The 24,411-nt window shown below is 53.8% G+C and carries 21 protein-coding genes; 8 read left to right on the top strand and 13 right to left on the bottom strand.

From position 1 onward, the window contains the following. Window positions 1-4: 4 nt before the first annotated feature. The 4 genes from prfB to xerD all read right to left on the bottom strand — a co-directional run bounded on the left by prfB (window position 5) and on the right by xerD (window position 4,697). A protein-coding gene (gene prfB, locus LQ901_RS00965) for a peptide chain release factor 2 (RefSeq protein ID WP_106911789.1) occupies window positions 5-1,103 on the bottom strand; the annotation gives its coding sequence in 2 pieces (ribosomal slippage) (window positions 5-1,027 and window positions 1,029-1,103; 1,098 coding nt in all). Window positions 1,104-1,189: 86 nt separating this feature from the next. After that, the gene (gene recJ, locus LQ901_RS00960) at window positions 1,190-2,917 is read right to left on the bottom strand and encodes a single-stranded-DNA-specific exonuclease RecJ (RefSeq protein ID WP_233671915.1); all 1,728 of its coding nucleotides are present in this window, start codon (window positions 2,915-2,917) and stop codon (window positions 1,190-1,192) included. A gap of 114 nt (window positions 2,918-3,031) precedes the next feature. Beyond that, window positions 3,032-3,730 (bottom strand): bifunctional protein-disulfide isomerase/oxidoreductase DsbC, encoded by a 699-nt coding sequence (gene dsbC / locus LQ901_RS00955; protein ID WP_112866566.1) that lies wholly within the window; start codon window positions 3,728-3,730, stop codon window positions 3,032-3,034. Between the two features lie 55 nt (window positions 3,731-3,785). Continuing rightward, entirely contained in the window at window positions 3,786-4,697 is a 912-nt protein-coding gene (gene xerD / locus LQ901_RS00950) for a site-specific tyrosine recombinase XerD (RefSeq protein WP_010864643.1), read from the bottom strand. A 106-nt stretch (window positions 4,698-4,803) separates the two neighbouring features. Here xerD and fldB point away from each other — a divergent pair, with 106 nt between their 5' ends. Further along, window positions 4,804-5,334, top strand: coding sequence for a flavodoxin FldB (gene fldB / locus LQ901_RS00945; protein WP_152135733.1), 531 nt, complete (start codon window positions 4,804-4,806; stop codon window positions 5,332-5,334). A gap of 76 nt (window positions 5,335-5,410) precedes the next feature. Here the strand turns inward: fldB and brnQ are convergent, their stop codons facing one another. Beyond that, on the bottom strand, window positions 5,411-6,721 hold the full coding sequence (gene brnQ, locus LQ901_RS00940; protein WP_010864645.1) for a branched-chain amino acid transport system II carrier protein: 1,311 nt from the start codon (window positions 6,719-6,721) through the stop codon (window positions 5,411-5,413). Window positions 6,722-6,999: 278 nt separating this feature from the next. Next, window positions 7,000-7,788: a tRNA1(Val) (adenine(37)-N6)-methyltransferase gene (locus LQ901_RS00935; RefSeq protein ID WP_152135734.1), complete on the bottom strand. Its 789-nt coding sequence runs from the start codon at window positions 7,786-7,788 to the stop codon at window positions 7,000-7,002. A gap of 114 nt (window positions 7,789-7,902) precedes the next feature. Here LQ901_RS00935 and srmB point away from each other — a divergent pair, with 114 nt between their 5' ends. Further along, the gene (gene srmB, locus LQ901_RS00930; protein ID WP_081995565.1) at window positions 7,903-9,315 is read left to right on the top strand and encodes an ATP-dependent RNA helicase SrmB; all 1,413 of its coding nucleotides are present in this window, start codon (window positions 7,903-7,905) and stop codon (window positions 9,313-9,315) included. Between the two features lie 136 nt (window positions 9,316-9,451). On the opposite strand, the gene yaaA is transcribed toward srmB, so the two are convergent. Both yaaA and LQ901_RS00920 read right to left on the bottom strand, forming a co-directional pair. Beyond that, window positions 9,452-10,228: a peroxide stress protein YaaA gene (gene yaaA, locus LQ901_RS00925; RefSeq protein ID WP_084976465.1), complete on the bottom strand. Its 777-nt coding sequence runs from the start codon at window positions 10,226-10,228 to the stop codon at window positions 9,452-9,454. A gap of 169 nt (window positions 10,229-10,397) precedes the next feature. Next, entirely contained in the window at window positions 10,398-11,843 is a 1,446-nt protein-coding gene (locus LQ901_RS00920; protein ID WP_036770007.1) for a sodium:alanine symporter family protein, read from the bottom strand. A gap of 492 nt (window positions 11,844-12,335) precedes the next feature. On the opposite strand from LQ901_RS00920, the gene tal reads away from it, so the two are divergent. Both tal and LQ901_RS00910 read left to right on the top strand, forming a co-directional pair. Continuing rightward, entirely contained in the window at window positions 12,336-13,289 is a 954-nt protein-coding gene (gene tal, locus LQ901_RS00915; RefSeq protein ID WP_010864650.1) for a transaldolase, read from the top strand. A 190-nt stretch (window positions 13,290-13,479) separates the two neighbouring features. Further along, on the top strand, window positions 13,480-13,659 hold the full coding sequence (locus LQ901_RS00910) for a DUF3545 family protein (protein WP_010864651.1): 180 nt from the start codon (window positions 13,480-13,482) through the stop codon (window positions 13,657-13,659). A 91-nt stretch (window positions 13,660-13,750) separates the two neighbouring features. Here the strand turns inward: LQ901_RS00910 and LQ901_RS00905 are convergent, their stop codons facing one another. Continuing rightward, entirely contained in the window at window positions 13,751-14,464 is a 714-nt protein-coding gene (locus LQ901_RS00905) for a hemerythrin domain-containing protein (RefSeq protein WP_233671914.1), read from the bottom strand. A 116-nt stretch (window positions 14,465-14,580) separates the two neighbouring features. Further along, a complete protein-coding gene (ung, locus tag LQ901_RS00900; protein ID WP_036770009.1) occupies window positions 14,581-15,258 on the bottom strand; it encodes a uracil-DNA glycosylase in 678 nt (225 codons plus the stop codon). Window positions 15,259-15,445: 187 nt separating this feature from the next. Here ung and LQ901_RS00895 point away from each other — a divergent pair, with 187 nt between their 5' ends. The 4 genes from LQ901_RS00895 (at window position 15,446) to LQ901_RS00880 (ending at window position 18,929) form a co-directional block, all read left to right on the top strand. Continuing rightward, window positions 15,446-15,760 (top strand): hypothetical protein, encoded by a 315-nt coding sequence (locus LQ901_RS00895; RefSeq protein ID WP_010864654.1) that lies wholly within the window; start codon window positions 15,446-15,448, stop codon window positions 15,758-15,760. Window positions 15,761-15,949: 189 nt separating this feature from the next. Further along, complete coding sequence (gene grcA, locus LQ901_RS00890) at window positions 15,950-16,333, top strand: autonomous glycyl radical cofactor GrcA (RefSeq protein WP_010864655.1); 384 nt, start codon at window positions 15,950-15,952, stop codon at window positions 16,331-16,333. Window positions 16,334-16,561: 228 nt separating this feature from the next. Beyond that, window positions 16,562-17,737 carry a dicarboxylate/amino acid:cation symporter gene (locus LQ901_RS00885; protein ID WP_039045833.1) on the top strand — a complete coding sequence of 392 codons (1,176 nt, stop codon included), beginning with the start codon at window positions 16,562-16,564 and terminating at the stop codon, window positions 17,735-17,737. Window positions 17,738-17,759: 22 nt separating this feature from the next. Continuing rightward, complete coding sequence (locus LQ901_RS00880) at window positions 17,760-18,929, top strand: SPOR domain-containing protein (RefSeq protein WP_152135737.1); 1,170 nt, start codon at window positions 17,760-17,762, stop codon at window positions 18,927-18,929. Between the two features lie 238 nt (window positions 18,930-19,167). Here LQ901_RS00880 and thrC read toward each other — a convergent pair whose 3' ends face one another. From thrC to thrA, 3 genes are read right to left on the bottom strand one after another with little or no spacing between them, the layout of a single operon-like run. Further along, the gene (thrC, locus tag LQ901_RS00875; RefSeq protein ID WP_010864658.1) at window positions 19,168-20,451 is read right to left on the bottom strand and encodes a threonine synthase; all 1,284 of its coding nucleotides are present in this window, start codon (window positions 20,449-20,451) and stop codon (window positions 19,168-19,170) included. A gap of 3 nt (window positions 20,452-20,454) precedes the next feature. Next, the gene (gene thrB / locus LQ901_RS00870; RefSeq protein WP_010864659.1) at window positions 20,455-21,402 is read right to left on the bottom strand and encodes a homoserine kinase; all 948 of its coding nucleotides are present in this window, start codon (window positions 21,400-21,402) and stop codon (window positions 20,455-20,457) included. Between the two features lies 1 nt (window position 21,403). Further along, the gene (thrA, locus tag LQ901_RS00865) at window positions 21,404-23,863 is read right to left on the bottom strand and encodes a bifunctional aspartate kinase/homoserine dehydrogenase I (protein ID WP_152128674.1); all 2,460 of its coding nucleotides are present in this window, start codon (window positions 23,861-23,863) and stop codon (window positions 21,404-21,406) included. Window positions 23,864-24,411: the final 548 nt, after the last annotated feature.

Genomic DNA, 24,411 nt, shown 5'->3' with positions numbered 1-24,411 from the left:
TTCCTTACAATCCGGCTTTCAAACTGGCCTCAATAAAGCGATCTAAATCACCGTCCAATACCGCTTGTGTATTGCGGTTTTCGATTCCTGTACGCAAATCCTTGATGCGGGAGTCATCCAGAACGTAAGAACGAATCTGGCTTCCCCATCCGATGTCAGACTTAGTGTCTTCCATCGCTTGCTTTTCAGCATTTTGTTTCTGCAGTTCCAGCTCATACAATTTGGCTTTCAACTGCTTCATACACTGATCTTTGTTCTTGTGCTGGGAACGGTCGTTCTGGCACTGAACCACGGTGTTGGTTGGCAAGTGAGTAATACGTACCGCCGATTCGGTCCGGTTTACGTGCTGACCACCGGCACCCGATGCGCGATATACGTCAATGCGCAGATCCGCCGGGTTAATCTCGATATCGATATCGTCATCAATTTCCGGATAAATAAACACGGAGCTAAATGACGTATGACGACGACCGCCGGAGTCAAACGGGCTCTTACGTACTAAGCGGTGCACACCGGTTTCGGTACGCATCCAGCCGTAAGCATACTCACCGCTGATCTTAATGGTGGCAGATTTCACGCCTGCCACTTCACCGTCTGAGACTTCCATAATCTCAGTTTTAAATCCTTTGCTTTCGGCCCAGCGCAGATACATGCGCAGTAACATGCTGGCCCAGTCCTGTGCTTCGGTGCCGCCAGAGCCGGCTTGCAAATCCAGATAGCAATCAGAACTGTCGTTCGGACCGGAGAACATCCGGCGGAACTCGAGCTTGGCGAGTTTGGCTTCCAGAGCGCTTAATTCAGCGACAGCTTCGTTGAAGGTCTCTTCATCGTCCGCTTCAACGGCCAGCTCCAGCAAGCCTTCCACATCTTCCAGGCCCTGATCTAATTCGTCGATGGTGTTAACCACCGCTTCCAGTGCGGAGCGCTCTTTACCCAGCGCTTGAGCACGTTCCGGCTCATTCCACACATCAGGTTGTTCTAACTCAGCATTGACTTCTTCTAGACGCTCTTTCTTGGCATCGTAGTCAAAGATACCCCCGAAGGGTATTGGTGCGCTCAGTCAGGTCTTGAATACCGTTTTTTACAGGATTGATTTCAAACATAGTGATTCGCGTCTTTACTCATCATTTTCGGGCTAAAACAGGTGAAGTCTAGCGGATTCAGGGCCTAAGTTACAGGCCGAGTTACCTTAATGCGGCTCCAGATGCTCCACCAGCAATTGCAGGCTACGGTTACCCCGAAACTCGTTGATATCCAACCGATAAGCCAGGGTCACTTTTCGCACTGACGGATCCGGCCAAATCTGAGTATCGACGTTAAATGCGATCCCATCCAGTAATGGGCCACCGTCTACCGGCTCTAGCAACATTTTCAGGTGTCGCTCACCCACTTTACGCTGCTGCAACAGGTTAAATTCCCCGTCAAACAGTGGCTCGGGGAAGTTTTGTCCCCACGGCCCAGCGGCGCGTAGCAATTCAGCGGTATGCATGCTCATCATCTCTGCCGGCAACGGACCATCAGTCCAGATTTTGCCTTGCAGTGCCGAAGGCTCGAGCCACTCGGTGACAATGTCGGCGAAACAGCGCTGAAAATCGTCGAACCGCTGTTCATGGATGGACAATCCCGCGGCCATCGCATGACCACCAAAGCGTAAAATCAATCCGGGATGACGCGAGTCAATTCGCTCTAACGCATCACGCATGTGCAGTCCGCTAATCGAACGCCCCGAGCCTTTGATAATCCCATCGCCTGCTGGTGCAAATGCAATCACGGGACGATGAAAACGCTCTTTTATGCGTGAAGCCAGAATCCCTACCACTCCTTGATGCCACTCTGGGTGAAACAGTGCAAGACCGAAAGGTAACAAATTATGATCTTGATCTAGTTTCTGGCAAAGATTTAATGCTTCCTGCTGCATACCCTGCTCAATTTCGCGCCGAGTCTGGTTTAAAACGTCCAAATCACAGGCTAACTGACGGGCTGTTGCCATATCGTCACACAAGAGTAATGCAACACCTAATGACATGTTGTCAAGACGTCCTGCTGCATTTAAACGCGGGCCCAGTGCAAACCCTAAATCGGACGCCACTAACTGAGTACGATCTTTGTTAGCGATTTCCAGCAGCGCAGTGATCCCCGGACGACAACGCCCAGCGCGAATGCGACTTAAGCCCTGCCAGATTAAAATTCGGTTATTGGCATCCAGCGGCACCACATCGGCCACGCTGCCCAGCGCCACCAAATCCAGCAGCTCGGCCAGATTCGGCTCAGCTAATTGGCGTTCACTGAACCAATTGGCTTCACGCAGGCACGTACGCAGCGCCAGCATCAGATAGAACGCGACCCCAACCCCCGCCAGCGCTTTGGACGGAAACGCGCATTGCTCCAGATTCGGGTTCACAATGGCATCGGCATCCGGCAGGGTATCGCCCGGCAGGTGATGATCGGTAACCAGCACCTGAATACCGCGCCGATGCGCTTCTTCAATCCCACTATGCGACGAAATACCGTTATCCACGGTCATGATCAGCTCTGCGCCCAGCGCTTCGGCTTGCACCACCACTTCCGGACTTAAGCCATAACCATCTTCAAAACGGTTCGGCACCAGAAAATTGACCTTGTTCGCCCCCAGGCTGCGCAGTGCCAAGACGCTCAAGGCGGTACTGGTGGCCCCATCGGCATCAAAGTCACCCACAATCGTGATCTGACGCTCGGCCAGCATGGCCTGATACAGCAACTCCGTCGCCGCATCGACACCGTGCAGCAGACGATAATCCAGCATCCCTTTTACTGAGCGCTCCAGCTCTGGCATCGATTGCACGCCACGGCTGGCATAAATTTGCCGCAGCAGCGGCGGCTGCACGGCAGACAGGTGGGCGTCATCCACATGAGGACGCCGGCAAATCTCAACGTTCATCGCTTTCTCGGATCACATAACAGTAGAGAGGGAAAACCAGCCGGATAGCCGACTCAGTCTTACACCTAAGCATGGTGCGCATTGCCGATAGGACAATGCGCAGCCGAAGGGAGTTTATTTATACGCTTTCAGCACTTCCAGCAGGCCTTTCGGATCGCGATAGCCCGGCAGCAGATCGCCATTTGGCAACAAAATCGCTGGCGTGCCCTGCACCCCAAATTGGTGACCTAAAGTAAACTGCTGCGCAATCACCGATGCTTTGCTGTCTTGCGCCGGCACCTCTTTACCCGCCATAGCATCGCTAAAGGCTTGCTTGCGATCGGCGGCAGCCCAAATACCGGCCATTTGGTTGGCCGAGTTCGAGCCAATGCCGTAACGTGGGAAGGCCAGATAGCGCACGGTAATGCCCAGATCGTTGTACTCTTTCATCTCATCGTGCAACTTGCGGCAATAGCCACAGGTGGTATCGGTAAAGACGGTGACCACGTACTTCTGATCTTTAGCCTTGTACACGATCATCTCGTTGTCCATCTTGGCCAGTTGTTCCATCAGCAGCTGATTGGTCACGTTCACCGGCTGTTGGCCGGTCAGCTGGAACATCGGCCCTTGCAGGATAAACTCACCGTTATCGCTGACATACAGAACACCGCTGTCGCTGAGTACGGTTTTCATGCCCGCCAGTGGCGATGGCTTGATCTGCGCATTGGTGATCCCCAGCGCACTCAGTTTGCTTTGGATCTGAGCATCATCAGCCTGAGCACCCTGCCAGACAAACAGACTCAGTACAGCGGCAGCAGTAAACGTCTTTTTCATGTAAGTATCCTGTTTCCGTTATTCGGTGATGCCCGCACCAGCAGGCAGCTTAAAATTAAGCACGCGGATGATGCTCTTGATGCAGCTGTTTCAAACGCTCGGTAGCCACATGCGTATAAATCTGGGTGGTGGATAAGTCCGTGTGCCCCAGCAGCATCTGCACTACCCGCAAATCTGCGCCATGATTGAGCAGATGAGTGGCAAACGCATGGCGTAATACGTGCGGCGACAACTGTTCGCTATCAATGCCTGCGCGCACGGCGTAATGTTTTATGCGGTGCCAGAAAGTCTGACGGGTCATCCGGTTACCGCGCTGGCTCGGGAAAACCACATCCGAAGACTGCTCTCCCAGCAAGCTGGCACGGCCATAGGTCAGAAACTGCTCCAGCCAGTATAAAGACTCTTCCCCCATCGGCACCAGTCGCTCTTTGTTTCCTTTACCGATCACCCGTACCACACCTTGGCGTAGGCTCAGACTATCCATGGTCAACCCGACCAGCTCAGACACCCGCAGCCCACAGGCATACAGAAGCTCCAGCATGGCTTTATCACGCAGCTCCAACGGCAATTGCGGATCGGGCGCAGCCAGTAAACGCTCCACCAGCGCTTCGCTCAAATCTTTCGGCAAACGCTGCGGTAATTTGGGCCGCATCAAGATGGCGGTCGGATCATCGGCGCGCAATTTCTCACGATACAAATACTGGAATAACCGGCGTAATGCACTCAGTAAACGTGCGGTACTGCTGGCTTTGTAGCCCTGATCGACCCGCTCGGCCAACAGCGCCTGCAAATCCAGACTACTGACGCTCAGCAAAGAAGCGTTACTGCGCGCCAAACGCGCCAACAGCGGGTTGATGTCATGCCGGTACGACGCCAGTGTATTCTCCGACAGATTGCGCTCCATCCAGATGGCATCGAGAAATTGTTCAACCAGTGCGATATTTTGTAATGCGTGATCCTGCTGCACGGCTCCTCCTGTATCGGTATGGGGCTCTACGTTACCGCGCTGTGGCACAATGGCAAGCAAGATCTGCTACACTCGCGGCATTCACCACCCGGATACGGTATGTCACATGAAAATCGGCTTATTCTACGGTTCAACCACCTGCTATACCGAAATGGCAGCAGAAAAAATCCGCGATACGATCGGGGCAGAGTTGGTGACCCTGCACAATATTAAAGACACGCCACTGACCGATATGGCGCAGTACGATGCGTTGATCCTCGGCATTTCGACCTGGGATTTCGGCGAGCTACAAGAAGATTGGGCTACCCGTTGGGCGGAGTTCGACACCCCAGCGCAAACCGTCGCCCTGCAAGGCAAACTGGTCGCCTTGTATGGCTTGGGCGATCAGCTCGGTTACGGCGAATGGTTCTTGGATGCCCTCGGTATGCTGCATCAGAAAGTCAGCGCCTGTGGCGCCCGCAGCATCGGTTACTGGCCCGCTGAAGGCTATGAGTTCAGTGCTTCACAAGCCCTTACCGACGATCAGCAGCATTTCGTTGGGCTGGCGCTGGATGAAGAGAGCCAGTACAGCCAAAGCGATGAGCGTATCCAACGCTGGTGTGAGCAGATCCTCACGGAAATCGCCGAACAGCTGTAAGCGGCGAGCACCAAAACAAAAACGGCGCCCAAGGCGCCGTTTTGCATTCTAAACTTTCACTTTTTTTGGCTAGTAATTAAGCCGTTTGCACCTGTGAGGCTTGCTCACGAGCAGGCAACATCAGTGCCACTACCAACGCGATTGCGGTTGGCAGTACCCACGCCATGCTCTTGCTAAACAGTGGCAGGAAGCTCATCACCGACAGATTGACACCCGCCGCCACTGCCGCATCCATCAAGCTGAACACCAGTGCAACCCCCAGAACCAAGCGATAGCTCAGCGCTGGATTTCTCAGCCATGGGCGCACGAAAGTCAGCATCACCAGACCAATGGCCAGCGGATACAGCGCGTACAGTACCGGTACCGACAGGCTGATCAAGGTGCTCAAGCCAACGTTCGCTACCACTGCGCAGATAACCCCTAAGATCAGTACCCACTGACGATAGCTCAGTGCAGTCAGGCTAGAGAAGTAATCAGAGCACGCACTGATCAGGCCAACCGCCGTGGTCATACAGGCCAGAATAACGACTGCAGACAAGATCCACTGACCCGGCTGACCGAACAGAGCTTGTACATAAGCAGCAAAGATAGCGCCACCGTTATCCAGACCACCGGCAATCGCACCAGAAGTGGCCCCCAGACGGAACAAGGACACGTACACAAACGCCAGACCCGCCGCCGCAATCAGACCGGCAATGATCAAGTAGTTACAGGTTTGCTTGGTATCGGTGATGCCTTTGCTGCGGATCACATCCACAATCAGCATGCCGAACATCAGCGCCGCAAAGGTATCCATGGTGTTATAGCCATCCAAGAAACCTTTGGTAAACGGTGTTGCGATGTAATCGCCTTGCGCAGCTTCTACCACGCCTTGCGGCGCAACGACCACGGCAACCGCCAGCACCACCAGCAGCAGGAACAGCACCGGCGTCATCACTTTACCGATGCTGTCGATCAGCGCACCACGGCTCCACGACAGCGCCATCGCGATAGCAAAGAAACCGGCAGTCACCAGCATCTGCACCGTGGCATCCGGCGCAGCAAAATACGGTTTGAGCGCCATTTCATAAGCCACCAGACCGGTACGCGGCGCGGCAAACGCAGGACCAATCACGATGAACAGCAGCACGGAAGCAAAAGTACCGAACCCAGCCGGCAGATCGCGGGTCATGTTCGGCAGACCGCCGCCCGCACGGGCCACGGCAATAATCGAAATCAGAGGTAGGCCGACAGCGGTCGCCAAAAAGCCCAGGGTGGTATACAGCGCATGGTCACCTGCCAGTTGGCCAGCCAACGGAGGGAAAATAATGTTGCCTGCGCCCAAAAAGAAGGCAAAGGTCATCATGCCCAATCCCATCACATCTTGCCATTTTAATGTCTGCTTCACGGCAATACCTCTTATTCACAAAAGTCTGTCGGTCAACACATTTACCAGAATTCAGGCAACAGAAGGCAGTGGCGAAGAAATCACCATAAAAAACAGTCTGAATAATAAATTGGCTGGTAAACGTGAAAAGTAGTGATGCTTATTTGTCAGGATTCTGCGCCGTATCAGATCGGTAGTACACCCTGTCCGGCTGTTGATTAATTGTTAATCAGAATAACCCGCTATTTACTGTTCACTTACCAGCATCATGTATGATCCGCTTAGGCTGTGCAATGCGATCACATAAAAAGGTAAAAATCTTTTGTGAGATCCTGATAGTTGCAGTGATAACTTCCGTCATAGCTATTTATAACCAGTGTATTGTTCTGAGTTTTTTGGGGCGATAACCCAAATTCCAGCAGAATCCGTTGAGGTGCTTTCCCCTCGCGACCACTTACGCTTACATTTTGATAACAAAACCAGCCCTGTTGTTCCGCCGCACTTTGCAACGCCAAACCGGCGCTGTATGGCAGCACCAAACACAAGCGTCCGAGCGGGTTTAACAACGGCCGCGCGGCGTCCAGCAAGGCTTGGTGAGTCAAGGTATCGGTATAACGTGCTTGCTCACGCTGGTTATCACGGCAGGCTACCCCAGGGGTAAAATAGGGCGGATTGGAGACAATCAAATCGAACCGCTCGGCCGGCGCTTCGGCGGCCAGCTGCTGCAGCGGTAAGTGCTGAATCAGAATTTTATCCGGCCACGGCGATGCCGCGACATTCTCAGCCGCTTGCTGACAAGCATCGGCATCAATATCGATGGCGGTAATCTGTGTGTCAGATGGCGAGCGTTGTGCTAACATCAGCGCTATTAGTCCCGTTCCCGTTCCGATATCCAGAACCTTTGTCACGCCTTGCAGCGAAGCCCAGGCTCCCAGCAGGATCCCGTCCGTGCCGACTTTCATCGCGCAACGATCGTGTGCCACAAAAAACTGCTTAAAGGTAAAGCCATTACGTGGCAATGCTGCTCGCGACGGCGTTGCCGACGCATTAAGTGGCGCAGTGACAGGGGATGAGGATTTATCAGACATGGCAGACTCCGTATTGCGGGCTGCCAAGAATAGGCGAAATACATTAACGCGTGAAGGGGCGTGAAGCAAAACGCCGGCAAGGGTATAATCCCTTCCTCGCAAAAGAGGTGAACCATGGTAGCGACACAATTTTCCGAATTAGATCTTGATCCACGTCTTCTGGCTGCACTGAAGGACAAGGGCTACGAACGCCCAACCGCCATTCAGAGCGAAGCCATTCCTGCTGCCATGGAAGGCCGCGATGTAATGGGCTCGGCCCCTACCGGTACCGGTAAAACCGCCGCGTTTTTGTTGCCGGCGATCCAGCACCTGCTGGACTACCCACGTAAAAAGCCCGGTGCCCCACGCGTACTGGTCTTAACACCAACCCGTGAACTAGCTATGCAGGTCGCCGATCAGGCCCGTGAGCTGGCCGCCAATACCCATTTGGCGATTGCGACCATCACCGGTGGTGTGGCGTACTTGAACCACGCTGAAGTGTTCAGCAAAAACCAAGATATCGTGGTAGCGACCCCAGGTCGTCTGCTGCAGTACATCAAAGAAGAGAACTTTGACTGCCGTGCCGTTGAAATTCTGATCTTTGACGAAGCCGACCGCATGCTGCAAATGGGCTTCGGTCAGGATGCCGAGAAGATCTCTGCCGAAACGCGCTGGCGTAACCAGACCTTCTTGTTCTCCGCTACGCTGGAAGGTGATGCGCTGCAAAACTTTGCCGATCGTCTGCTGAACGATCCGGTGAAGATCGAGGCTGAGCCGAGCCGCCGTGAGCGCAAGAAGATCCTGCAGTTCTACTACCGCGCCGATAATCTGGAGCACAAGACTGCGCTGCTGGCGCACCTGCTCAAGCAAGACGATGTTACCCGCGCGATCGTGTTTGTGCGCAAGCGTGAGCGAGTTCGTGAGCTGGTGGATAACCTGCACCGTCAGGGCATTATTGCCGGTTATCTGGAAGGGGAAATGGCGCAGACCCAGCGTACCCGCGCCATTGATAAGCTGAAAAACGGCGATATCAAAGTGCTGGTAGCGACCGACGTCGCCTCCCGTGGTATCGATATCGATGACATCAGCCACGTGTTTAACTTCGACCTGCCACGCACCGCCGATGCTTACCTGCACCGCATTGGTCGTACCGGTCGTATTGGCCGTAAAGGTACCGCTATCTCGTTGGTCGAAGCGCACGATTTTGACCTGCTGGGCAAAATTACCCGCTACATCAACGAAGAGCTGAAGTACCGCGTGGTCGACGAATTGCGTCCACAGACCAAAGCGCCGAAGCACGAAGGTCGTAAAGGGCCATCGAAGAAACAAAAAGAGCGGCAGAAGAAAAAACGCGCCGAGAAGCTGGAGCAGAAGACGGAAGAGAAAACCAAAATCCGGGTTCGCGACAAGAAAAACATCGGTAAGCGTCGTCAAGCGAGCAGCGAAGAGAACGTGGCCGCGAAGCAAAAGCTGGAGGCCGCTGCACGCGCCGAGCGTAAACGCGCTCTGGCTGCACAACGCGCCGCCGAGGATGAGTACGACGATTAATCGGTCAACGTACCCCACATCCCCATACACAGCCCGCCTTGCGCGGGCTGTGTGCTATTTGGCGCTTGCTTGCATTAGAGCTTACGTGAATTAACGTTAGGGTGAACCCCATCCTAGCGCCATCACTCACTACCACTTACAGCTCCGCATCGCGGCGGAACACCCACTCCAATTCGGTGGACGCCTCTGGGCAGTACGCATAGCCCTCATAATCAAAATCTTTGAGCTGCTCAGGCTCGGTTAAACGCTCGGTGATGATAAAACGGCTCATCAGGCCGCGCGCTTTTTTGGCGTAGAAGCTGATGATTTTGTACTTACCGTTTTTGCGGTCTTGAAACACCGGCTTGATAATCGTCGCACGCAATTTGGCCGGTTTCACCGCTTTGAAATACTCATCCGATGCCAGATTAATCAGCACCGCATCGCCCTGCTCTTGCAAGGCCTGATTCAATGTCTCAGTGATCTGCTCGCCCCAGAATCGGTACAAATCGGCACCTGCTGGGTTGGCCAAGCGAGTCCCCATCTCTAAGCGATACGGCTGCATCAAATCTAACGGCCGCAATACGCCATACAGACCGGACAACATACGCAGGTGCTGCTGGGCAAAATCAAAATCCGCTTCACTAAATTGCTCGGCCTGCAAACCGGTATACACATCGCCTTTAAAGGCCAAAATCGCTTGCCGCGCATTCTCTGGGCTAAACGGCGGTTGCCATTCGGCAAAACGGGCCGCATTCAGGCCAGCCAGTTTGTCACTGATGCTCATCAAGGAAGCAATTTGTGCCGGAGTCAGCGCACGGCAGATGTCAATCAGCTCAGCGGCCGGTGCCAAGAGCGTTGGCTGGGTAAAACGGGTGGTAGCCAGCGGACTGGTGTAATCCAGCGTTTTGGCCGGCGAGATAACAATCAACATAGCGCGCTCATCCTCATGCGACAAAATAGGGCGACAGGCCACTCGATGCGCCTTACCGCGGCGAGCCTCAACACTCGCTCCAATCTGATAGGTTACTGTAACAAAAAAGCCACGCGGGGTTGAAGAACTCCCCGCGTGGCTTTTTCAATGGCTGCAATAGCTGAATCTGTTATTCGGCCATTTTACGCAGCGCGTCTGGATCATCCCAAATGCCCGGCTCAAGCTGGCTGTGCAGCTCAGGATACTTACGCACATCGAATACTGGCAATTTGCCAGAGTCGAGCTGTTCGTTGTAATCCTTGGCCAGCTTGATAGCGGTGCCTGACAGCAACAAGATAGCAATCAGGTTAGTCAGCGCCATCAGGCCCATAGAGATATCCGCCATCGCCCAAACAATTGGCAACTCGGCCACGGCGCCGAAAATCACCATGCCCAGAACCATGCCACGGAACATCAGCAGACGCTTATTGCCGTTATGCTCCAAGAATACCAAGTTGGTTTCTGCGTACGCATAGTTGGCGATGATAGAGGTAAAGGCGAAGAAGAACACCGCTACTGCGATGAAGATTGCGCCCCAATCACCCACCGCAGTCGACAGCGCACGTTGCGTCAGATCGATGCCGCTCATGCCCTGACCAGTTTCCAGCGTGCCGGAAGTCAGGATAATTGCCGCGGTGGCGGTACAGATAACGATAGTGTCCATAAACACGCCCAGCATCTGCACATAACCTTGTGAAGCTGGATGTGGCGGATACGGCGAAGCGGCCGCGGCGGCGTTTGGCGCCGAGCCCATACCGGCCTCGTTAGAGAACAGACCGCGTTTCACGCCGTTAATCATCGCTTGGCTAATGGTGTACGCCAAGGTACCGGCCGCCGCTTCCTGCCAACCGAACGCACTTTTCACGATCAGTGCAATCACATCCGGCAGCTTGCTGATGTTGATACCCACGACATACAGGGCCAGCAGCAGATAAACCAGCGCCATCACCGGCACAATCAGCTCTGCCACGCGGGCGATGGTGCGCACACCACCGAAGATGATCACCGCGGTCAGCACCACCAGACCAATCCCCACGCCCAGCTGCGGCACACCAAAGGCCACATGCATCGCTTGCGCAATGGAGTTGGACTGAACCGCGTTAAACACCAGACCGAAGGCGATGATCAAGAAGATGGAGAACAACACCCCCATCCGACGCATGCCAAGGCCCTTTTCCATGTAATACGCCGGACCACCACGGTAGTTGCCCTGATCATCTTTGGTCTTGTACAGCTGCGCCAACGTACTTTCGACGAACGCAGTCGCCATACCGATGAAAGCGACCACCCACATCCAGAAAATGGCACCCGGGCCACCCAGTGTCAGCGCCACGGCAACACCGGCCAGATTACCGGTCCCGACACGGGCGGCAAGACTGGTACATAAAGCTTGGAAAGAGGAGATACCGGAATCATCGGAACGACGGCTGCGACGCAAGATGGAGAACATATGACCGAAATGACGGATTTGCAGAAAACCCAATCTCAGCGTGAAAAACAGTCCAGCACCCAACAAGAAATAGATAAGCACCGATCCCCATAGGAGATCGTTAACAAACGAGATTAAGGCATTCACAGCAAACCCTCTGAAAAATAGTTATGAAATCAGATATTTAATATTAAAATTATTATAGTTGCTCCGTTTCTTCAGAGCTTATTTCTGCTGCCGTCACTGCAGTTGGCACTGCTGCGGAGCAGATTGTTCTGCCGTAGAACCAAAACAGGGTAACGGTGTATAGATAAAAAGGTCAATTTGCAATTGCTAACCAAACGATTGCGCAAAAATAAGATAGCATACACTGAAAATTGTTACAAAGATCACACCGGATAACCGTTTCCGCAAAAACCTCTGCCCTTACTCAGGTATGCCCCCACGTGCTATTATCACAAGCCAACCAGGAAGGATCTGCATATGCAATTGATGCCAGTGCAACACAGAGGTTGGGTCTGCCACCTCTTCTATTGTCTGCTGCCCTGACACCGACTGGCTTATGCAGCCGTGTACTGAATTATCCGGATAATCCGAGAACCGGTTTTTCCACGCACACCAACGTCGAGATAACTACAAATGGCTGACAAACTCTCTGCTCTACGCAAACTCACCACAGTTGTAGCGGACACTGGCGACATCGAAGCCATCAAACGTTACCAACCGGAAGATGCCACCACTAACCCGTCACTGATCCTCAACGCCGCCCAGATCCCGGAGTACGCGCCGCTGATCGATGATGCCGTTCGTTATGCCAAGGCACAGAGTCAGGATAAAGCCCAGCAAATCGTTGATGCCGCCGACAAACTGGCTGTCAACATCGGCCTGGAAATTCTGAAAATTGTTCCAGGACGCATCTCCACTGAAGTAGATGCGCGCCTGTCTTATGACACCGAAGCCAGTCTGGCTAAAGCTCGCAAGCTGATCCGTCTGTACAACGAAGCCGGGATCAGCAATGACCGTATTCTGATTAAACTGGCCTCGACTTGGCAGGGTATTCGCGCGGCAGAAATCTTAGAGCAAGAAGGGATCAACTGTAACCTGACCCTGCTGTTCTCCTTCGCTCAAGCTCGCGCTTGTGCGGAAGCCGGTGTGTTCCTGATCTCCCCATTCGTGGGCCGCATCATGGACTGGTACAAAGCCAACACCGAACAGAAGAGCTTTGCGCCGCATGAAGATCCGGGCGTCATCTCCGTGACCTCTATCTACAACTATTACAAGCAGCACGGCTACCACACTGTGGTTATGGGTGCGAGCTTCCGTAATATCGGTGAAATCACCGAGCTGGCCGGTTGCGACCGCCTGACTATCGGCCCGAACCTGCTGCAAGAGCTGGCGGAAGCCGAAGGCGAACTGCCGGTGAAACTGGCGTACCACGGTGAAGTTCTGCCGCGTCCTGCACGCATGACCGAAGCGGAGTTCTACTGGCAGCACAACCAAGATCCAATGGCCGTAGAAAAACTGTCTGACGGTATCCGTAAGTTTGCCGTCGACCAAGGCAAACTGGAGCAGATGATCGAAGCGCGTCTGTAATCGCCCAGTTGCTGTGCAACTATCTGCAAAAAGGTGCGTATATCGCACCTTTTTTGTTGCCGATCACAGCCCAGAAAATAATTCATCGCCACACAACAAAACCGTCACCAACTTGTTCTATTTTCAACCTTGCTGTGCTATTACCAAAACCGATTAACCACGTAGCACTAACACGTAGCGAGGTAACACCATGGAAGGGTATTTCTTCGACGAAACTGACACGAGTGAGAAAACTTCACGTGGAGGGAAACAGCAGAAGAAAAGGAAATGGCGTGAAATCGAAGCACTGAAAGACAAGTACCGCCTGCAACGCGAACTGAAAAGCATCGATATTCTGAACGACTACTCACTGGAAGACCTGCGTTTCTAAGCCCCTTTTCAGACCCGCCGCTGGCGGGTCTGCCGTTTCTCAGCATCTCTTAGCGTTTATCAACACAGAGTCTTGGCCACCCGCCGAAGCCTTAGCTCACCGCACTTTGTAAACGGGTCGCCAGCTGCACATATTGAGCAGTGATCGCATCGCCGAATAACGGATCGGCAGTTAACGGCTGTAATTGCCCCATCAACTGCTGCCAGTCCGCCGGTTGCAAGGTGGTTTTCAGCAAAGGAAAGATCTGTTGCTCTTCCAACACGATATGCTGACGCTGCAATGCAATGAAATAGCGTACTTTTTCCGTTAACAGCGCGGTTGGAATAATCTGGTCCGCCATCACCATCTGCAGCAGGGCATAAAACTGCTGACACGCCGCCGACAACATCTCATGGGCCTGTGCCAGTGACGCTATCTGCGCCGCCTCATCCGGATACTGGGTGCTGAAATAGGTATAAATCTGATCTTCGAGGCAGTGGTGGTGCTGTTCGGCATGTGGGATCAGGTACTCCGCCACATCGCGCAGCAGACGGTAATTTACCCCGTCGCCACGCTCTAGCCCGGCTAACTCTTCTTCCAGAACCGCCAGTAACCGGCTGATATTGGTATGCTCACGCGTCAACTGGGTCAGCAGCATGATCTTCTCCTTGTCCGTGGATATCGTCCTTGGCTTGGGGCCACACAGGACGCCCTTCCCTTCGCGATAGAAAGGCGGCGCTTGATGACCCAGACCACCGGTACTGACAATCCCCGCAGGCGCTGGTCTTCTCTGGCGTGTTATCCCCAATGCTCCTTGTTGTACCACTCTCGGCCAACACTGCTGAGGATAAATGCTGATTTTTTAATCAACCTCACACACTTGAAGTGACGCGTTTCAGCTATGCAACACGGCTCGCGCTTGTAGCACGTAGCTAACTCGATTTAGAGCACCGGTTGCCAGTCAATGGCCGGTAAATTTTGCTGTGCTAACAGCTGATTCGTTTGTGAAAAGTGGCGACAACCCAAGAAACCACGGTGTGCCGACAATGGCGAAGGATGCGGCGCCGTCAGCACATGGTGACGCTGACGGTCAATAATGCGGCCCTTTTTCTGGGCATGCGCGCCCCACAGCAAGAAGACCACTCCTTGGCGATGTTCGTTGACGGCGGCAATCACGCGATCGGTAAAGGTTTCCCAGCCCAACTTGGCATGCGAATGCGCTTGACCACGCTCCACGGTCAGCACGGTGTTGAGCAGCAACACGCCCTGATCGGCCCAGCTTTTCAGGTAACCGTGCTGCGGGATCTGAAAGCCCGCAATATCCTGCGCCAGCTCTTTGTACATATTGACCAGTGAAGGCGGCACCGGCACCCCTGGCAGCACCGAGAAACACAAACCATGCGCCTGATTGGGGCCGTGATACGGGTCTTGCCCTAAGATCACCACTTTTACCTGCTCAAACGGGGTGTAGCGAAAGGCATTGAATACATCGTGCTCCGGCGGATAAATCTCTTTCCCCGCCGCGCGCTCAGCCGCTACATAGGCCATGGTGTCCAGAAAATAGGGTTGCTGCTTTTCAGCGCCAATCACATCGCTCCAGTTCAGCTCGGGCATGTGCATCTCCACTCAGATAATCGTTAACAAGGCGTAAGCTTACCCCCTTCGCTACTGGCTTATCCAGCCTTGCACGCGCCTATCTGCGCCAGATCTGCGCTAAGGTCGCATTTTAGCGCCGGCGGTTTGGCGCAGTGCTGCGCTTGTTGCTAAACTGTTAACACCACTCCTCTGACTGTGCGTGAGGCAACTTATGTCGATGATCAGCGCAAAAGAGTTTGCTCACTGGCTGTTTGAGCGCTTTAAAAACAATAAACAAGGCGTCTACCTGACTCGTAAGGACATCAGCCAACTCAGCGGACGGACTAAATTCAGCGTGGACTTTGTGCACGACATTCATCATGAGCTGATGCCGCTCGGTATGGCCTTTGTGACTGACACCGCGCGCGAATACTTTTTCCTGCTTCCACTCTCCAATCAATACTGGCGCCATTCACTGGAAGAGCAGTATCAACACGACTTCTTAAACGTTCTGCAGTTCGACAAAATCGAAAAGCGCCAGCCATAAAACCGAATCCAGATCAATTTTCACATTTCAGCGCGCATCTCACGATGTGCGCGAGATCATTTTTATACATTTGAATAAACCTTACTTTGAATCAGGATATTGACATACATCAAACAAGGTCACACAATAACCATCAACAAAGGTTGTAAACTATCAACTCTTTCTATAATTACCTTGCGGGAGATCGCTATGATTACTGGGATTCAGATCACCAAAGCTGCCAATGATGCACTGCTGAACTCTTTCTGGTTGCTGGATAGCACCACCGGTGAAGCGCGTTGTGTATGCGCCAAGAGCGAATACGCTGAAGATCAAATCGTTCCAGTTAACGATCTGGGCGAAATCGAATACCGTGAAGTAGCACTGGACGTACAACCGACTGTACGTGTAGAGGGCGGTCAGCACCTGAACGTTAACGTTCTGCAGCGTGAAACGCTGGAAGATGCTGTTAATCATCCAGAAAAATACCCGCAGCTGACTATCCGTGTATCTGGTTACGCGGTACGTTTTAACTCTCTGACTCCAGAGCAGCAGCGCGACGTTATCACCCGTACTTTCACTCAGAGCCTGTAATTGGCAGCGGGAAAAATCCCCGCCGGATGTTCACATCCACTCTGATGCTTCTCTCCAGCAGGCGGTTTCTAACCGCCTGTTTCATTTACATGAAGTCTCCTGATACTCCCCGTAATTAGTCACAGAAATCTCTAATTCATTATGGTATTTTGTTTGATACAGCTACACAGTTCGTAACTGTTAGCAATAAAAAATATAGCCATTAGAATTTAGTACAGGATTCTTCTCATGAAACTTATCGCCAAGCTCATCGCCGGGATACTGGCCGGGCTACTCTTGGGCTTTTACGCCCCCGAATGGGTTATCCGCCTACTATTGACTGCCAAGTCATTGATCGGAGAACTGATTAACTTCACCATCCCACTGATTATTTTGTTCTTCATCACCAGTGGGATCGCCAGCTTGCCGCGTAACTCAGGGAAAATCCTGGGTAAAACCGTGATCTTGGCTTATGCCTCGACCATCGTGGCGGGTACCTGTGCATTCCTGATTGCCGGTCAGGTTATTCCACTGCTCGCCGAAAACGCAGTGAACACAGAAGCCGTTGCCAACAAGCTGACGCCGTTTATTCAACTGTCGATCCCGCCACTGTTTGGTGTGATGACCGCGCTGGCGACCGCTTTCCTGTTCGGGATCGGTATCAGCAAGACCCAGAATAAAACCCTGAAAGAAGCCAGTGATGGCGGCCGCGATATCATCGACGGTCTGCTGGCCAAGGTGATCATTCCAGTACTGCCGTTCTACATTGCCGGGGTCTTTGCCGAAATGACCATCGAAGGCACGGTATTCACTACCCTGAAAACCTTCGGAATCGTGCTGGCACTGGCCATCGTAATGCATTGGCTGTGGCTGACCGTGCTGTATGTCGGCGCAGGGATCATCTCTGGTCGTTCACCACTGTTCCTGCTGCGCACCATGCTGCCAGCTTACTTCACCGCGGTCGGTACCATGTCTTCTGCCGCCACCATTCCGGTCACTCTGCGTCAGACCAAAGCGATGGGCGTGAACGAAGGCGTGGCGAACTTCACCATCCCACTGTGCGCCACCATCCACCTGTCAGGCTCCACCATTACACTGGTAACCTGTGCTACTGCGGTGATGTATCTGGCACAGCACATGGATATCCCAAGCCTGATGACCATGTTGCCGTTCATTCTGATGCTGGGGATCACCATGATTGCTGCACCAGGAGCTCCGGGTGGCGCGGTGATGTCAGCACTGGGGCTGCTGGGTTCAATGCTGGGCTTTACCGAAGCGCAACTGGCGCTGATGATTGCCCTGTATCTGGCACAAGACAGCTTCGGTACCGCCTGTAACGTAACCGGTGATGGCGCCATCAGCCTGCTGGTCGATACTGGGTTTGAAGCGGAAACCGAAGCCAGCAACAAGCCTGCTGAAGCCTAATTGATGCTCAGTTAAGCAAACCATGCATAACCGGCACGGATGCCAGCTCAACTCACACACGCTGTACCGTTATCTGACGTACAGCGTGTGTTGTTTATTGTTGCTCCTGTCCGGTTGCGCCGCACCACTCAAACCGACCACTTGCACCCCACGTCTGACCCTACATTTGCTGTACCCATCCGCCAGCGCGCAGGCCCTCACCTATCGCAATCCCGAAGGCGAGCAGTTATACCTTTCGCCGACACTGCTGCAATGCCAGCACATTGATGATGTGTTTTATATCTATTCGATGGATGGCAGCGGGCCGACACTGCGCCTTGACCTCGCGCCGCAAGGGCAAGCGATTCTCTCGCAGCAAACCAGTGAACACGTGCGTGGCAATTTAGCGATTTTGATTGATGGCCAACTGCTGGCAACGCCCATTATTCAAATGCCGATTGATGGCAACTCACTCCTGATTAATGGCATCAATGATGAAGTGGTGGCCAAATCATTGGTCAGTAGCATGAAAGCGCAGAGCAATATCGGTCGTTATCAGGTTTCCGCACATCGGCGCGCCGAAACGCCGGTACTGTTTCAAGCCGGCATGCAATTGCAGCCTCTGATAGCACAAACCACGCTTCCTACGTCCACTGATGTTGAAGCTGAAGCCTCGAATCCAGACAAATCCCCTCGCGCGGCGCAAACGGCTGACTTAGCCGTAGCCGACACGACCGAGCCAGACCACCAGCGCCAAGCGCCGAGTGCCAACCATGAAGCGCAATTAGGCATAGCGCTGAACAAGGCCGAATTGCTGCAACAAACGCTGCCTAAATTACGGGCCATGAATAACAGCAATTACACCATCCAACTGCTGGCCACGCGTAACTACCCGATCGCACAAGCCTTACTGCAAGAGCCGGGGATCAAAAGCCCACTCTATCTGTATCGCACTTGGCGCAGCGGCCAAGACTGGTATTTGGTGGTCACCGGTGAATTTGCCACCCTGAGCGAAGCGCGCAGCGCGGCAACCAGCGAAAAAATGGCGCAGCTATACCACGATGCGTGGGTCAAAAGCGTACGTAAAGTGCATCAAGAGCTGAACGCTAATGCGCCCAGCGCGGCCAAAACCAACACGCCACAAAAGAGCGCAACACCCGCTAGCCGAAAATCAGTCACCCATAGCGCAATCCCCACCACCGCCGCACGCTAGCGCGCACCGGCGCGATATTCTTGCCCATAACGTCAACACTGAAATATCAGCTCCTTTTTAGTCCCCGCCCCAAAACCAAAAAAACAAAAGTAAGCTTAGGCATAAAAAAACCGCCTCCCAAGGGAGACGGTCTTCATAGCGACAGCTACATCGCTGTTCACGCAGCAGCCGAGTAGCGCAATAGCAAAGTAAAAACGCGTTTTATCCCGCTCGCTTATGCCCTGCTAACAGCCAGCACTTACAACAAATGCTGCTGTAACCACTGCTTTAATGCAGCGAAATCCGCAGGCATGGCCTGCGACAGCAGTGGCAATTGCGCGCGCTCGGCCAATGCTGGCGGCAGGTCAATGTCGCGCGCCAAGATAGCTTCAACACTCTCTTTAAACTTAGCCGGATGCGCAGTACACAAAAAGACGCCAGTTTCGCCCGGACGCAACTGCTCCGACAGCACTTGATAGGCAGTGGCGCCGTGCGGCTCACACAGATAACCTAACGCATCCAGTGTGCGCAGCGTGTCGCTGACCGCCTCATCACTAACCGCGCCATAGGCCAACAGCGGCATCTGACACTCTTTGCGACGATACAGCTCTTCAATGCGCGGCCAGTTGTTTGGCCGGCTCACATCCATCGAGTTAGACAACGTGGCAACTGTCTCACGCGGTGCCCACTCTTTGGTAGCCAGATAACGCGGGACGGTATCGTTGGCATTGGTAGCTGCAATAAAACGTTTTACCGGCAGCCCCATCGCTTGAGCCAGCAAACCGGCGGTTAAGTTACCAAAGTTTCCGCTTGGCACCGCCACCACCAACTGATTGCGCGCCGCCTGCGGCAACTGCGCCACCGCTTCGAAGTAGTAACAGATTTGCGCCAGCAAGCGGCTGATGTTGATGGAGTTTGCCGAATTCAGGCCAATCGCCTGACGCAGCGCTTCATCATCAAATGCTTGTTTCACTAAGGCTTGGCAAGCATCAAAATCGCCATCCACGGCCAACGTGGAAATATTGCCGCCCAGTGTACAAAACAGTTTTTCCTGCAGCGGACTGATCTTGCCTTGCGGATACAAGATCACCACTTGGATCTGCTCGATGCCGGCAAAAGCATGCGCCACTGCTGCACCAGTGTCTCCTGAGGTCGCGGTCAGGATGGTGATCTTTTCATCCCCCGCCACTTCAGCCAACACCTGCGCCATAAAGCGGCCACCGAAGTCTTTAAATGCCAGCGTCGGGCCATGGAACAGCTCCAGCGCATAAACCGAGTCAGACACCTGCTGCAGCGGGAGCGGGAAATCAAAGGCCGTCGCCACCATCTGCTGCACCTGCTCCGGCGTCAGCTCATCGCCAATCAGGCGACTTAAAATACGCGCACTACGCTCGACAAACGGCAATGCCAACAGCTCATCGATATTGGCCAATAGCGGCACATCAAACGGGAAAAACAGCCCCTGCTGGCGACCCAATCCCTGACGCACCGCCTGTGCGAAGCTTACCTGCTCGTTGTGATCCTTGATGTTATACAGTTTCATGCGTTACCCCAGTATGCGTGCCCCTGCCCGATCCATGCGGCAGATATGGACAAATCCTTCGTCATTTTGCAGATAGTTATCACTTAACCAGCGCGCGACACGGCTGGCCACCGCGTAATCGGCGCACACCGAGAACAGGGTTGGACCAGAGCCAGAAATGCCGGTCGCCAGCGCGCCGCAATCGCGCGCCTGACGGCGCGCTTCGGCAAAGCCTGGCAATAGCCGCTCACGATACGGCTCGGCAATCACATCTTTGATCATCTGCGCAGCCAGCCGTGGCTGATGGCTGTAACAAGCATGGATAAACCCAGCCAGATGACGACCATGAGCAATACAATCTTGGCGACGGTATTGCGCCGGTAAAATTGCGCGCGCTTCCGCAGTCGATACCTTGATGCCCGGATAGGCCATCACCCAGTACCACTCGTCAAAACAAGGCACTGACTGACTGATGATCCCCATCTCTTCCAGCATCAGCTGCAAGCCGCCCAAATAGCACGGCGCCACGTTATCGTAGTGCACGCTGCCGGAGATGCGTCCTTCCAGTTCGCCCATCATGGCCAGCATGGCATGTTCGTCAAACGGGCGGTCATGCCACTCATTGAGCGCCACCAGCGCCGCCACAATCGAGCAAGCACTGGAGCCTAGCCCCGAGCCAATCGGCATGTTCTTTTCCAACACCAGCCGCACCGGTTTGACCTTGCCGCCTTGTAAGCGCAGGCGCTCACTGAACAGCACCCAGCACTGATAGACGATATTTTCCTGCGGATTAACCGGCAATTTATCGACAAACCGCCCGCGACACGCCAGCTCAAACGGTTCGCTGCAAGCCTCGGCACTGACCACATCCCCGAGCAAGGTACCGTCCACCGGACTGACCGCCGCGCCCAGCACATCGAATCCGACACTCACATTCCCAATCGAGGCCGGGGCATACACTTTGATTCCCATCTTAGACTCCCCGTTTCCACGGCAGGGTACGCAGCAGATCGGCGAAGATCCCGGCAGCGGTCACATCGTTGCCCGCGCCATAGCCACGCAATACCAGTGGTAGCGGCTGATAATAGCGGCTGTAAAACGCCAGCGCGTTCTCGCCATCTTTGACTTTAAATAACGGATCATCGGCCCCCACCGCCTGAATTTCAGCGCGGCACTGACCTTCTTCAATGACCCCAACATAGCGCAGCACTTTGCCTTCACTGTTGGCGGCCGCCACTCGCGCGGCAAACTCCGCATCCAACTGCGGTAAACGCGCCATGAACGAGGTGGTATCGCCACTGGCATCGAAACTGGCTGGCAACACGCCTTGCACCTGAATATCGCTCAACTCCAGTGGGTAACCGGCTTCACGAGCGAGGATCAAAAGCTTACGCGCCACATCCATCCCCGAGAGATCATCGCGCGGATCTGGCTCGGTATAACCGTTTTGGCGCGCCAGCGCTGTGGCCGCCGACAGGCTCATGCCCTCTTCCAATTTACCGAAGATAAATGACAAGGAGCCTGACAACACGCCGCTAAAGCGGCTCAACTCATCACCGGCATTGAGCAAGTTTTGCAGGTTTTCAATCACTGGCAAACCCGCGCCGACGTTGGTTTCATACAGAAACTTACGACGGCTGCTTTGTGCGGTACGGCGCAGCAAACGGTAATAATCGAGCGATGACGTATTGGCTTTCTTGTTCGGGGTGATGACATGGAAACCGGCTGCCAAGAAATCGGCATACTGATCGGCAATTTTCTGATCTGAAGTACAATCCACAATCACCGGATTGAGCAGATGATACTGATTGACCACCCGGATCAGGCGGGCAAAGGAATAAGGCTCATTGGCGGCGCTGATTTGATCGCGCCAGTGCTCCAGCTCAATGCCATTAACATCCAACAGCATTGAGCGTGAATTGGATAAACCGCAAACCCGCAGCTGAATATTTTGCGCCAGCAAACGTGGCTGCTGACGGCGAATTTGCTCGACCAGCGCGCCACCAACACCACCGACGCCGATGATAAACACATCCAGCACCTGACGAGAGTTAAACAGCGCCTCATGGCAGGTCCGTACCGCTTCGGTGACCTTCTCATCGGCAATCACCGCGGAGATAGAGCGCTCAGACGAGCCCTGCGCGATCGCCACGATATTGATGTTGGCCTGTGCCAGCGCAGTAAAAAAGCGCGCTGAGATGCCACGCGCAGTGCGCATCCCATCACCGACCACCGACACCACCGCCAGTTTTTCCTGCACATCTAACGGCTCTAACAGACCATTTTTCAGCTCCAGATAAAACTCATCGTTCAGCGCACGGCGCGCTTTGGCTAACTCGGCTTGCGGCACACAAAAACTGATGCTGTATTCAGAAGACGACTGGGTGATCAGCACCACGGAGATCCCCGCGCGTGACATCACCGAGAACACCCGTGCCGCCATGCCGACCATGCCTTTCATGCCAGGGCCTGACACGTTCAGCATCGCCACATTGGATAAGTTAGTGATGCCTTTGACTTCCAGCTGCTCGGCGCCACTTTCTGCGCCAATTAAGGTGCCTTCGGCTTGCGGATTGGCGGTGTTTTTAATCAGGCACGGGATCTGGAACTGAGCAATCGGTAAAATGGTACGCGGGTGCAAAACCTTCGCGCCAAAGTACGACAGCTCCATCGCTTCCGGATAGGACATGGATTTGAGCAAACGCGCATCCGGCACCAAACGTGGGTCGCAGGTATACACACCATCGACGTCAGTCCAAATTTCGCAGCACTCGGCACGCAAACAAGCGGCCAGTACCGCGGCGGAATAGTCGGAGCCATTACGCCCCAGCACCACCAGCTCACCTTTTTCATTGCTGGCGGTAAAGCCCGCCATCAGCGCCACCGCGCCTTGCGGAATAGGATCGGCCTGAAAACGGGCGGTCGATACCTCAATATCCACAGTCGATTCCAGATAGCCACCGCGCGCCAGCAGTTTTTCCACCGGATCCAACACCTTAACCGGATAGCCACGCGCCACAAACAGCGCGTCCATAATGGCAATCGACATCTTCTCGCCACGGCTGATAATGCTGGCATTGATGCTATCTGGGCACTGCCCCAGCAAGCTGATCCCATGCAGTAGCTGGCGCAAATTGGCAAACTCGCGCGCCAACATGCTCTTGACGCTCTCCAGCGCAAACGCTGGCAACTCGGCATGCAGTCCCTGCACTAAATCGGCAAAAATCTGCTCGGCATCATTGAGGTTCGGTTGGATATCCTGACCGGCCACGGTTTTATCAATCATGGCCACCAGATGGTTGGTGATTTTGGCTGGAGCCGATAACACCGCGGCGACCTGCCCCTGCTGGGCATTGCTCTCGATGATATCAGCGGCACGTGCAAACCGTTCGGCATTGGCCAGAGAAGTGCCACCAAATTTCAATACCCGCATCGTTGTACTCCCTTTACAAGTCCATCTCCGTTACCGTATCGCTCAGGATAACGGTTCCGTTAACTTTATGTTTTGCCGTGTTATGCAGGGCGATCACGCTCTGACATGTAACAGCAAACAATCCATCGTATCCATTCCGTGTTACCGCATGACACCGAGTCGCGCTGTGAAAACGGGTAGCAAAAAAAAGGCCCGTTCCGGTGAGGGTAACGGGCCTGGATATCTGATTTGCGCGCGTCAGCCAGCCCCGTTACCGATGGTGGTAATGGTGGTGGTTGTAATCGTAATCAGGGTAACCAGCTGAGCGTTCATCATAGTATTACGTCTTCTCGTTGTAAGCTGTCGTAAGAGAACTGTTGTTGGTGATCCGTGATTGCCATAGCCTGCTAGGCAGACTTTTCGCGCAGTCGTGACTCTATTGGTTAAAGCAAAATTGCGCTAAAGTCAATCAATCGGCTGATTTTCTCTCCGCAGCCACCACTCAATCCACACCAGTAATAGCCATTTTCACCGGATAAAATCCTGCCAGCTTTAGCTGAATCGGTTAA

This window comes from Plesiomonas sp. PI-19, assembly GCF_021368255.1.
GTDB classification, from domain to species: Bacteria; Pseudomonadota; Gammaproteobacteria; order Enterobacterales; family CAMTGL01; genus Plesiomonas; species Plesiomonas shigelloides.
This window is presented reverse-complemented; position numbering and strand designations above follow the sequence as displayed.